Source organism: Ralstonia sp. 24A2 (assembly GCF_051783885.1).
In the GTDB taxonomy this organism is placed as follows: Bacteria; Pseudomonadota; Gammaproteobacteria; order Burkholderiales; family Burkholderiaceae; genus Ralstonia.
This window is the reverse complement of the sequence record NZ_JBPVZD010000003.1, coordinates 945,453-957,250: the sequence shown is the minus strand read 5'-3', so window position 1 is coordinate 957,250 and position 11,798 is coordinate 945,453. Positions and strand designations below refer to the sequence as shown.

General features: G+C 65.7%; 10 protein-coding genes. 8 read left to right on the top strand and 2 right to left on the bottom strand.

Annotation, left to right across the window (positions count from 1 at the left end):
- The first annotated feature begins 56 nt into the window (after positions 1 to 56).
- The 3 genes from ACS13N_RS21765 (at position 57) to ACS13N_RS21755 (ending at position 1,108) form a co-directional block, all read left to right on the top strand.
- A complete protein-coding gene (locus ACS13N_RS21765) occupies positions 57 to 473 on the top strand; it encodes a MarR family winged helix-turn-helix transcriptional regulator (RefSeq protein ID WP_438933676.1) in 417 nt (138 codons plus the stop codon).
- A gap of 53 nt (positions 474 to 526) precedes the next feature.
- Positions 527 to 919, top strand: a complete 393-nt coding sequence (locus ACS13N_RS21760; RefSeq protein ID WP_438933675.1) for a tautomerase family protein — start codon at positions 527 to 529, stop codon at positions 917 to 919.
- Positions 920 to 982: 63 nt separating this feature from the next.
- Entirely contained in the window at positions 983 to 1,108 is a 126-nt protein-coding gene (locus ACS13N_RS21755; RefSeq protein WP_269746639.1) for a hypothetical protein, read from the top strand.
- A gap of 15 nt (positions 1,109 to 1,123) precedes the next feature.
- On the opposite strand, the gene ACS13N_RS21750 is transcribed toward ACS13N_RS21755, so the two are convergent.
- On the bottom strand, positions 1,124 to 2,152 hold the full coding sequence (locus ACS13N_RS21750) for a GlxA family transcriptional regulator (RefSeq protein WP_438933674.1): 1,029 nt from the start codon (positions 2,150 to 2,152) through the stop codon (positions 1,124 to 1,126).
- 86 nt (positions 2,153 to 2,238) lie between these two features.
- On the opposite strand from ACS13N_RS21750, the gene ACS13N_RS21745 reads away from it, so the two are divergent.
- From ACS13N_RS21745 to ACS13N_RS21725, 5 genes are all read left to right on the top strand, one after another.
- The gene (locus ACS13N_RS21745; RefSeq protein ID WP_438933673.1) at positions 2,239 to 3,381 is read left to right on the top strand and encodes an acyl-CoA dehydrogenase family protein; all 1,143 of its coding nucleotides are present in this window, start codon (positions 2,239 to 2,241) and stop codon (positions 3,379 to 3,381) included.
- Positions 3,382 to 3,408: 27 nt separating this feature from the next.
- The gene (locus tag ACS13N_RS21740; protein ID WP_438933672.1) at positions 3,409 to 4,614 is read left to right on the top strand and encodes an acetyl-CoA C-acetyltransferase; all 1,206 of its coding nucleotides are present in this window, start codon (positions 3,409 to 3,411) and stop codon (positions 4,612 to 4,614) included.
- Between the two features lie 12 nt (positions 4,615 to 4,626).
- Entirely contained in the window at positions 4,627 to 6,753 is a 2,127-nt protein-coding gene (locus ACS13N_RS21735; RefSeq protein ID WP_438933671.1) for a 3-hydroxyacyl-CoA dehydrogenase NAD-binding domain-containing protein, read from the top strand.
- A gap of 29 nt (positions 6,754 to 6,782) precedes the next feature.
- Positions 6,783 to 7,742: a fatty acid desaturase family protein gene (locus ACS13N_RS21730; protein ID WP_438933670.1), complete on the top strand. Its 960-nt coding sequence runs from the start codon at positions 6,783 to 6,785 to the stop codon at positions 7,740 to 7,742.
- A gap of 226 nt (positions 7,743 to 7,968) precedes the next feature.
- Positions 7,969 to 10,647, top strand: coding sequence for a bifunctional diguanylate cyclase/phosphodiesterase (locus ACS13N_RS21725; protein ID WP_438933669.1), 2,679 nt, complete (start codon positions 7,969 to 7,971; stop codon positions 10,645 to 10,647).
- On the opposite strand, the gene ACS13N_RS21720 is transcribed toward ACS13N_RS21725, so the two are convergent.
- Positions 10,644 to 11,747, bottom strand: a complete 1,104-nt coding sequence (locus ACS13N_RS21720; RefSeq protein WP_438933668.1) for a diguanylate cyclase domain-containing protein — start codon at positions 11,745 to 11,747, stop codon at positions 10,644 to 10,646. The two genes, ACS13N_RS21725 and ACS13N_RS21720, sit on opposite strands and share 4 nt — an antisense overlap.
- Between the last annotated feature and the right edge of the window lie 51 nt (positions 11,748 to 11,798).

The following is an 11,798-nucleotide window of genomic DNA, read 5'->3' as shown; positions in this document are numbered from 1 at the left end:
ACAAAACCAAAAACAAGTTGCATATCTAACTAAAAATACCTACCATCCAACTCACCATGTTTGACCACTGCCTCTACTTCAACACCTCCGCACTGGCCCGCAAGCTGGAACGCGTCTGGGCAGATGCCTTCGCCCCCTTCGACCTGACACCTCCACAAGGCTTCATGTTGAGAGCGATCGTCGACCGCCCAGGCATGCTGCAAAGCGAGCTATCGGAAGCGATGTCCGTCACGCGCCCCACGGCAACGCGTGCGCTGGATGGCCTGGAAGCCAAGGGCCTGATCGAGCGCCGCAAGACAGAAGCCGACGGCCGCGAGACTGCGATCTTCCCGACGCCCGAGGCAATGAAGATCGGGGCGGCACTGAACGAGGCCAGTGGTGCAGTCACTGCCCGCCTAAAGCGCGTGTTGGGCAGTGCGGAGTTCACCGATACGGTGTCGAAAATCCGAGGTGTGCGCTCAACCCTGAGCTGAGCGTTTTTTTTTGGCTCATATAGTTGCATTGCTAACCAATAAAGGAAGCTATCATGCCGATCCTCCACGTCAAAGTCAGTGCCCAGCGTTCTGCGCAAATGACGCAGAAGATTTCCACCACGCTGCTGGAACTCACCTCCCGCATCCTCGGCAAAGACCCCAAAGTCACGGCCATCGCCATCGACTACGTCGACCCGGCGGACTGGATTGTCGGCGGGCAGACGCTCGCTGCGCAGGGCAAGCACAGCGTCTATTTCGACATCAAGGTCACGGACGAAACCAACACCAAGGCGGAGAAGGCGCAGTACATCGCCGAGGCGTTCGAGGCTTTTGCGGCGTTGCTCGGCAATCTGCACGAGGAGTCCTATATCTATGTACAGGACGTCCGCGCTGCAGCGTATGGCTACGGCGGCAAGACCCAGGAGTATCGCTTCCAGCACGCGTGATACACGCGATGTGCCGAACACGCCGCTCCATTCACATAACAATCAGGGGTGATCATGAACCGCATGAGTGCTTTTTTTGCGGCCAGCTGGCTGGCCGCCGCGTTGCTGTATTTCGGCCAACATTCGCTGGCGCTCACGGCATTGGCAGGTGTTGTGCTGCTGGCCGGCTACGACCTGTTTCGTCCGTGATGTGTACGCGAGCACTTACGCCGGGCCACCCCGCTGTTGCGCCCGGTAACGCAGCGGGCTGCTGCCGTAGCCCGCTGCAAACGCACGGCTGAGCGCACTGACGCTGCCAAAACCGCATTCATCCGCAATGTGATCCAGCGACTGCCTGCCGGTGCGCAACAGGAAGGCCGCCAGCTCCAGCCTTAACGCCGCCGCGTAACGCCGCAGGTTGCTGCCGGTGGCGGCGGAAAAGCGGCGTGTCAGGGTCCGCTCACTCATCGCCGCCTGGGCGGCCAGCTCCGCCAACGTGGGCGGTGCTGCCAACTCCCGTTCCACGATCTCCTGGATGGCCAGCACGGCCGCATCGCCGTGGCGCTTGAACTGCGCCGTCCACACAGCCATGTGCTCGTAAGACGGCAGCGACTGCGTGAGCGCCGTACGCAACAGACGCCGCGATGCGCCCGCACCTCGGCAGTGGTCTATCACATAGGCGCACGCATCCACGGCCGGGTTGACCCCGCTCACGGTGATGAGGCGGCCATCCACCACGAGTGGCTTGTCCGGCGTGTACTGCACATCGGGAAAGTGTCGGGCGAACCAGGCGCGCTCGCTCGCCAGCCCTGTTGCGCGGCGGCCGTCGAGCAAGCCCGCCTTGGCGAACAGCGGTGCGGCATTCAGGCCGACCACCAGCGCACCGGCGTCGTATTGCGCGCGCAGCCAATCGGCAAATAGCGCCTCCTCGCCTTCCAGCCCCGCTTGCGGCGCAAACTGGCCGGGCACGATCACCACGTCATGCGGGCCGGCCGTGCGCAATCCGCCACTCGCCGGCACGGCCATGTCGGCAAAACTGATGGCGGGTTGCCCGTCTGCCGACAGCAGATCGATCTCAAACAACCGGCTGCCCATCACATCTACGCTGCGCGCCTGCATGGTGCCAGCCACCAGCAACATCTCCTGCGTGAGGAACACGTAGCCCGCAAACAGGCGCGGCGGCAGCAGGATAGCGATGCGGGCGCGCTCGGGACGGTGCGAGCGTTTGGAGGCGGCTTTCGACTGGCGATTCATATCAAGAACGTGGCGATTCAAATCAACCGAAATTGTCACGCGCTTGCTGAAATACGGCAACCATCCGCCCCTCACCCGGAGCCGTCATGATTGCCCGCACGCTGTTCGACGCAGAACACGACACCTTTCGCGAATCCGTCCGCCGCTTCATCGATGCAGAAGTCCTGCCCCACCACGAGCGCTGGGAAGACCAGGGTTACGTTGACCGCGCCATCTGGGAGCAAGCCGCTGCCGCCGGCTACCACTGCGCCAGCATGCCCGAGGCGTACGGTGGCGCCGGTGCCGACATCCGCTACAGCACGGTGCTGATGGAAGAGATCGCCCGCGCGGGTGCCACCGGCCTGGGCTTTGGCCTGCACTCGGAAATCGTCGCCCCCTACCTGCTGCACTACGGCAGCGAGGCGCTCAAGCAGCACTACCTGCCCAAGCTGGCGAGCGCGGAGATGATCGGCGCGATTGCCATGACCGAGCCCGGCGCCGGCTCCGACCTGCAAGGCGTGCGCACCAGCGCGACACGCAGCAGCGACGGCGACCACTACGTGCTCAACGGCTCGAAGATCTTCATCACCAACGGCTGGCACGCCGATGTGGTGATCGTCGTCGCACGCACCACGCCGGAAGGCGGCGCCAAGGGCACGAGCCTGTTCGTGGTGGACACGAGCATGGATGGCTTCAGCAAGGGCAAGCGCCTGAAAAAGGTTGGCATGAAGGCACAGGACACGGCAGAGCTGTTCTTCGACAACGTGCGCGTGCCCGCCGCCAACCTGCTGGGCGAAGAGCATCGCGGCTTTGCGTACCTGATGCAGGAGCTGCCGTGGGAGCGTCTGCAGATCGCCATCAGCGCCATTGCATCCGCAGAAGGCGCGCTCGACTGGACGCTGCGCTATGTGCGCGAGCGCCAGGCTTTCGGCAAATCCATCCTCGATTTCCAGACCGCACGCCACACGCTGGCGGAGTTGAAAACCGAAGTGCAGATCGGCCGCGTGTTTGTCGACCAGTGCATTGCGTTGAAGCTGGCCGGCAAGCTCGATGCGGCCACCGCATCGATGGCCAAGTACTGGACGACCGACCTGCAGTTCAAGGTCATGGACCGCTGCGTACAACTGCACGGCGGCTACGGCTACATGTGGGAATACCCCATCGCCCGCGCGTGGGCCGATTCGCGCGTGCAGCAGATCTACGGCGGCACCAACGAGATCATGAAAGAGCTGATCGCCCGCACCCTTTGACGAGTACGACACCAAGGATCGAACCGTATGGAAGCCTATATCTACGACGCCGTGCGCACGCCGCGCGGCAAGGGAAAAAAAGATGGCAGCCTGCACGGCGTCACGCCGCTGCGCCTGGCCGCCACCGCGCTGCGCGCCATCCGTGATCGCAATCAGCTCGACACCGCGCTGGTGGATGACGTGGTGCTCGGCTGCGTGGAACCCGTGGGCGAACAAGGCGCCTGCATCGGCCGCGTGGCGGTGCTCGCCGCCGGCTATGCCGAGACGACCGCTGGCGTGCAAATCAACCGCTTCTGCGCTTCCGGCCTGGAGGCCTGCAATATGGCCGCCGCGCAGGTAATGGCCGGGCAGAGCGACTTCGCCATCGGCGGCGGCGTGGAGAGCATGTCGCGCGTGCCGATGGGCGCGAGCGGCGGCGCGTGGCCGGTCGATCCGGCCGCAGCCATTCCGCTGTACTTCGTGCCGCAGGGCGTGTCAGCCGACACCATCGCCACCCAGTCTGGCTACAGCCGCCGCGATGTCGACGCCTACGCCGCCGAGAGCCATCGCCGCGCACATGCCGCGGCCACGGCAGGCCGGTTCACCGGCTCCATCGTGCCGGTGCGCGACCAGAACGGCCTCACCATCCTCGAGCGCGACGAGATGATCCGCCCGCAGACCACCGTAGACACGCTCGCGCAACTCAAACCGTCGTTTGCGGAACTCGGAGAGCAGTACGGCTTCGACGCCGTGATCCGCCAGCGCTATCCGCAGCTGGAGCGCATCGAACACGTGCACCACGCCGGCAACAGCTCGGGCATCGTCGACGGCGCCGCAGCCGTGCTGATCGGCAGCCGCGAGGCTGGCCAGCGCGCGGGCCTCAAGCCGCGCGCGCGCATCCGCAGCTTTGCAAGCATCGGCTCGGAGCCGTCAATCATGCTGACGGGCCCCTCCTACGCCGCCGAGAAGGCGCTCAAGCGCGCCGGCATGCGTGCGTCGGACATCGACCTGTACGAACTCAACGAAGCCTTCGCCTCCGTGGTACTGCGCTTCATGGAGGTCATGGCCGTGCCGCACGACCGCATCAACGTCAACGGCGGGGCCATCGCGATGGGGCATCCGCTGGGCGCGACGGGCGCCATGATCCTCGGCACGCTGCTCGACGAGCTGGAGCGCCGGGGCGCCAGCACGGGCCTGGCCACGCTGTGCGTGGGCGCGGGCATGGGCACCGCCACCATCATCGAACGCATCTAAGGGAGCGCAGACATGATCGACATCACCATCGACGCCGACGGCATCGCCACGCTCTCGTGGAACCAGCCGGGCCGCGCACAGAACGTGCTCAGCGGAGAGACCTGCGCCGCCTTCTTCGCTGCCATCGACAAGGTGATTGCGGATGCCAACGTCAAAGGCATCCTCATCACCTCCGCCAAGCCGGACTTCATTGCCGGCGGCGACCTTGAATGGCTGCAGGCCAGCGACGACGCAGCCACGCTGTTCGATCGCACGTGCGAACTGCACCGCGCGCTGCGCAAGCTGGAAACCTGCGGCAAACCCGTGGCGGCTGCCCTGCCCGGCTCCACGCTGGGCGGCGGGCTGGAGATTGCGCTCGCCTGCCACTACCGCGTTGCGGCCGACAACGCACGTGCGCGCTTCGGCTTGCCGGAAGTCACGCTGGGGCTGCTGCCGGGCGGTGGCGGCACGCAGCGCCTGCCGCGTTTGATTGGCGCGCAGAAGGCGCTGCCGATGCTGCTGGAAGGCAAGCGCATCAAGTCCGCTGACGCGCTCAAGCTCGGCATCGTCGACGCGGTGGTCAATGCCGGAGAAGAAGCCGACGCCGCACGCACGTGGCTCCTGAGCGAAGGCCAAACCCGCGCGCAGCAACCGTGGGACATCAAGGGCTACAAGGTGCCCGGTGGCGGCATCTCCAGCCCCGCCGTGCAGCAGCTATTCACGGCTGCCAACGCCATGCTGCGGCGGAAGACCTACGGCAACTACCCGGCCGCCGCCAGCATCCTGTCGTGCGTGTACGAAGGCCTCATCACCGATCTCGATACGGGCCTGAAGACCGAGGCGCGCTACTTCGTGCAGGCCGTGCTCTCGCCCGAGGCACGCGCGATGATCCGTACCCTCTTCTTCAGCCTGAACGCGGCCAACAAACTGGCTGCGCGCCCGGCGGATGTACCGGTGCGCCGCTATGCCAAGGTGGGCGTGCTGGGCGCGGGCATGATGGGTGCCGGCATTGCCTACGTCACCGCCAAGGCGGGGTTGCCCGTCGTGCTGCTCGACAGCACGCAGGAAGCCGCCGAGCGCGGCAAAGACTACTCGCGCCAGCTGGTCGAGAAACAGGTACAGCGCGGCCGCCTGCATGCTGAGCAGGCCGAAGCGCTGCTCGCACGCATCAAACCCACCACGCGCTATGCCGATCTGGACGGCGCCGAACTCGTCATCGAAGCCGTGTTCGAGCAGCGCGACATCAAGGCCGATGTCACGCGGCAGGCCGAGGCCGTGCTGTCACCCGATGCCATCTTCGCGTCCAACACGTCCACGCTGCCGATCACCGGGCTGGCGGAAGCGAGTCAGCGGCCAGGCAACTTCATCGGGCTGCACTTCTTCTCGCCGGTCGACAAGATGCCGCTGGTGGAAGTGATCGTCGCGCGGCAGACCACGCAGGCCACGCTGGCACAGGCGCTCGACTACGTCAAAGCCATCGGCATGACGCCCATCGTCGTCAACGACAGCCGGGGCTTCTACACGAGCCGCGTGTTCTCCACCTACGTGCTCGAAGGCCTGGCGATGCTGAGCGAAGGCATTGCCCCCGCACTGATCGAGAACGCCGGCATGCAGGCCGGCATGCCGGTCGGGCCGCTTGCGCTCATCGATGAGGTGTCGAGCGAGCTGATCCACAAGGTCAACCAGCAGACCCGCGCTGACCTGGGCATCGCCTACATCGAGCGCCCGGGCGAAACCGTGGCCGAGCGCATGGTGGCGCTGGGCCGCATCGGCCGCAAGGCTGGCCAAGGCTTCTACAACTATCCCGAGGGCGGCAAGAAGGCGCTGTGGCCAGGGTTGGCCACGGAATACCCCAAAGCCGCCACGCAGCCCGATGTGCAAACCCTCGTCGACCGCCTCATCACCGTGCAGGCTGTGGAAACCGCGCGCTGTCTGGACGAACGCGTGGTGACGGACCCGCGCGATGCCGATGTGGGTGCGTTGCTCGGCTGGGGCTTCCCGGCGTTCCGGGGCGGGCCGGTATCGCACATCCACCGCGTGGGCGTGGGTGCCTTCGTTGCGCTGTGCGATCGGCTGGCTGCCGAACATGGTCGCCGCTTTACACCACCCGCGCTGTTGCGCGACATGGCAGCGCGGCAGGCTGTGTTCTACGCACGCTGATCGACACCAACAAATACGGGAGCCGCGCGATGTCCGTCCTGCACGTCATCGACAAGACCGAGCTGAAGGTGCTGGCCACGCCGTCGGACTGGCACGCATGGTGGGTCACGGCGGTCAACTTTGCGTTGATTGCCGCGGCGTTTGCGCTGCCTGCCGTGTGGCCGCATCCGCTTGCGTGGGGTGTGGCGTCTGTCGTGCTGGCCGGGCGTGCGTTGGGGCTGGGCATCCTCACGCATGACACGGCACATCTGGCGTTCTTCCGCTCACGGCGCATGAACGAATGGGCGGGCACGTGGCTGTTCGGCGGCCTGCCCAACGTGCCCTACCAGGCGTATCGCAAAGGCCACCTGGAACATCACCGCACCGCCGGCACCGCCAATGACCCTGACCTCGCCTTCGTGCAAGGCTACCCCGCCACACGGGCGAGCCTTGCCCGCAAGCTCCTGCGAGACGTGTCGGGCATCAACGGCGTGAAGAACCTCGTCTATCAGGTACAGACCTTCCACTGGAAGACCACCGCCCCGGTCCTGGTCTCGCATGGCGTGCTGCTCGGCACGCTGTGGGCGCTGGGCGTTCCGCAGGTCTATGCCTGCTGGTGGATTGGCATGGTGTTCGTGTTTCCGCTGCTGGTGCGCGTGCGGGTGATGAGCGAGCACGGCGGCGTGCCCAACCACCTCTCGCGCGACCCGCGCGAGAACACCGGTACCACGCTGGCCGGACCGCTCGGGCGGCTGCTCATCGGCCCGAACCGGGTGAACTTTCACGTTGAACACCACCTGGCTGCGAGCGTGCCATCCTATCGGCTGCCGGCCCTGCACCGGTTGCTGACACAGCGTGGCTACTACGCGCACGCCCGCTGCGTCGCACCGTCGTACTGGGCGGTGATTCGCAGGTGCATGGCGGCGCGTACCTCAGGCGAGGTAGGCACCGCGCCCGTTGCCAACCTCCCCCGCGCCCGGGCGCGCGGCGTGCTCGACAATATGCGCTGAACCCGCCACGGCGAAACGTTGCGCCCAAACACCAGCCCCAAGAAGCGCGTGTCCGGGCAAACGATTGCGTTTCTCCCGCCTCCCCCCTACCGTTTGGCTTAAGACACATGTGATCTGCTCCGATATAGAGTGATGTGCATGGAGTTGCCGAGACCCCGGGCCGCAAGACGTCCCCCAGAGACGACTGGCCCCGGAGACACATGGATAAGCACACCCTGGAGTGGGGATGGCCGCGGCGCAATCGAAGGCTTTAGATGGCACGACGTCAGGGCGGCGGTGGCGGCCAGGGGGCGCCCTTGGGCTGCGCGGGCTGCTGTCACCGCTCAACCTCGGGGCGGTGGCATGCCTGGTCTTCATCTGGTGGTTCACGTTCCACCAACTCACGAAAGAGCACGACCGCCTGATCCGCGATGCGGAAGCCCGGACCGAAGTCGAAGCGCAAGCCTTTGGCGAGTACTCGCTCGGCAGCACGCGGCGCGTGTCGGAATTCCTGCTCGACCTGCGTGCAAGCTGGCTGGCCGGCCGCGAAGTGTTCGAGCAGGTGATCCACGAGCGACAGGAAGTGGTGCGCGACCTGACCTTCCAGGTAGCCGTGATCGACGCAAACGGGATGCTGCTCTACTCCAGCATCGGCCCCGTCACCGAGCGCCTCGACCTGAGCCAGCGTGAGCACTTTCGCGTGCACAAGGAATCGGGCGGACGCGACGCGCTGTTCATCAGCGACCCGGTCCAGGGCAAGGTCTCGAAGAAGTGGTCGATCCAGTTCACGCGGCCCATTCTCAAGGCCGGGCGCTTTGCGGGCGTGGTGGTGGTGTCGGTCAGCCCGGAGCAGTTTGCGGGCTTTGCCAACACGCTCACCGTCGGCAAGGACGGCGTGGCCACCATCATCAAGGACTCAGGCCTGATCATCGCCCGGGTGCCCAACCCGACCGTCGGCATGGAGAAGCCGCCGCGCAAGCGCCAGTTCAACGAACCGGGTGCGCCGGAAACGGGCAGCTACCGCGTGGTCTCGGGCACCGACGGCATCGAGCGCATCATCGGCTATCACCATGTGCCCGAGATCGGGCTCTACTTCCTGGTCGGCGAGTCGGTCGCATCAGTGCTGGAGCCGTTCGAAACGTATCGGCACACTGCCATGGTCGGAGGCGTCGCCTCGACCTTGCTGATCGGGCTGCTGTATCTCACGCTGCGCCGGCAGATGGCTGAGCGCAAGCGGCACCTGGAAGAGATGCGCATGGCCTCGCTCGTCTACGCGTCGAGCAGCGAAGCGATGATGGTGACGACGCTCGACGGCGAGGTGGTCGACGTCAACCCGGCCTTTACCGTCACAACGGGCTACGGCGCGCGGGAGTTCAAGGGGCAGTCCAGCGAAGCCATCCGTTCCGAGTGCAACGAGAGCACGGTCATCGATGCCATGCGCACGGCCGTTGCCGACAAAGGCACGTGGAGCGGCGAATACCTGATCCGCCGCAAAGACGGCAGCGAGTTCCCGGCCTTGCTGACCATCGACACCTATGCAGGCAGCACGCTGGGCGAGCCGCGCCGCGTGGCGCTCTTCCACGACATGACCGAGAAGAAGCGCGCGGAAGAGGTCATCTGGCGGCAGGCCAACTTCGACACGCTCACCGATCTGCCCAACCGGCACCTGTTCTACGATCGCCTGCGCCAGGAGATTGCCCGGGCCCACCAGTCGCACACGCAGCTGGCGCTGCTGTTCATCGACCTGGACCGCTTCAAGGAGGTGAACGACACCCTTGGCCACGACCAGGGCGACATCCTGCTCAAGGAGATCGCGCGCCGCATCTCGGCCATCGTGCGCGGCACCGACACGGTCGCGCGGCTGGCCGGCGACGAGTTCACCATCATCCTGCCGGACCTGCCCGATGCCGGCACCGCCACGCCCATCATCCGCGCCCTGCTGGCACGCATTGCCGCACCGCTGCGGCTGGGCGAGGAAAGCGTGGAGGTATCGGCCAGCATCGGGTTGGCGCTGTACCCGCGCGATGCGGACAGCGCGGAATCGTTGCTGGTGCGCGCCGATCAGGCCATGTTCGCGGCCAAGAGCGCCGGACGCAACCAATGGGCCGTCTTCACCCCGGCACTGCAGCGCGCGGAGCAGGAGCGCTTGCGCATCACGAGCGACCTGCGCGTGGCACTGGAGCAAGACCAGCTTGCGGTGCACTACCAGCCCATCGTCGACATGCACACCGGCAAGGTGCGCAAGGCGGAGGCGCTGATCCGCTGGACGCACCCGATGCGCGGCGAAATCGATCCGGCGGATTTCATTCCGGTGGCCGAAGACAGTGGGCTGATCGTCGAGATCGGCAAGTGGGTCCTGAATCAGGCCTTGGACCAACTCACGCACTGGCACGCCACGCTCGACAGCACGCTGCAGGTGTCGGTGAACAAGTCACCGGTGGAGTTTCGCGCCCACCAGTCGACGGCCGAATCCTGGCCCAAGGTCGTGGAGCGTCGAGGCATCCCGCCACACAGCCTCGTGGTCGAGATCACGGAAGGCTCGTTGATGGAAGACAACGCAGGGGTGGTCGAGCACCTCCACGATTTCCGGCGCGCCGGCATCGACATCGCGCTCGACGATTTCGGCACCGGGTACTCGTCGCTGTCGTACCTCAAGCGTTTCGACATCGACTACATCAAGATCGACCAGTCGTTCGTGCGCAGCCTGGCGCATGACCCGAAGGACATCGCGCTGTGCAGCGCCATCGTGAGCATGGCGCACGCACTACGCATCAAGGTCATTGCCGAGGGCATCGAGACCGAAGAGCAGAAGGCCATCCTCGTTGCCGCCGGGTGCGACTACGGGCAAGGCCACCTGTTCTGCCCGCCGGTACCGCCGGCAGCGTTCGAGGCCTTTGTGGTCGAACGACAGCTCGCAGAAACCTAGACGCCCCGACCCGCGCCAGCACCGGCTCCGACCACCGAGCGGTTCTTGCCTTCGTGCTTGGCTTGATACAGCGCCAGGTCGGCGGCTTCGATCAAGGTGGTGTTCGGCACGTCGTGCACCGGGCTGACCACCGCGCCACCCACGCTGGCCGTCACGTACCCGCCCGTGGACGAATGCGCGTGCGGCACCTGCAGCGCCTCGATCGCGCTGCGAATCTTCTCGGCCAGCATCTTCAACCCCTCGGGGCTGGTGCCGGGCAGCACCACGGCAAATTCCTCGCCGCCAAAGCGTGCAGCCAGATCGCCGGGTCGCCCCAGGCATGCTTCCACCGTGCTGCCGATGCGCTTGAGCACCTCGTCGCCGGCCACGTGGCCGTAGTTGTCGTTGTAGAGCTTGAAGTTGTCGACGTCGATCATCAGGAACGACAGCGTCGTCCCTTCGCGCGCGCCGCGTCGCCATTCCGCGCTCAGGTATTCGTCGAGGTAGCGGCGGTTGGCCAGGCCCGTCAGACCATCGGAGTTGGTCAGGCGGCGCAGCTCCAGGTTGGCTTCCAGCAGTTGCTGCTGCGACTGGCGCAGCGCGCGGTAGGCCTCATCGCGCTGCAGCAGGTTGACGTACGAGCGCGAGTGGTAGCGAATGCGCGCGAGCAGCTCGATGCGGTCCGGCAGCTTGACGAGATAGTCATTGGCGCCCGCGGCAAACGCGGCGCTCTTGATGACCGGCTCTTCCTTGGTGGACAGCACGATGATGGGCACATCGCGCAGCACCGGGTTGGCGCGGTAGTCGCGCACCAGCGTCAGGCCATCGGTGCCCGGCATCACCAGGTCCTGCAGGATGACAGTGGGCCGCGTCTGGATGGCGGCAATCATCGCCTCATCCGAACGTGCACAGTAGTGGAAGTCGAGGCGCTCTTCGCCGGCCAGCGCCTGGCGGATGGCCTCGGCCACGATGGCCTGATCGTCCACCAGCAACACCATCACCGGCACATCGGCCGCGGCCGGCGTGCGCAGCAGCGCGCGCGCAGCTTCCAATGCGGCTTCTGCCGCGGGGATGGGCTTGTCTTCCGGACCGCCTGGGCTGTCATGTGGTTGGTTGGTCATGTGATGCTCCCCGTTTTTTTGGTTATGCGATATCGATCGTGGCCCGTGCCG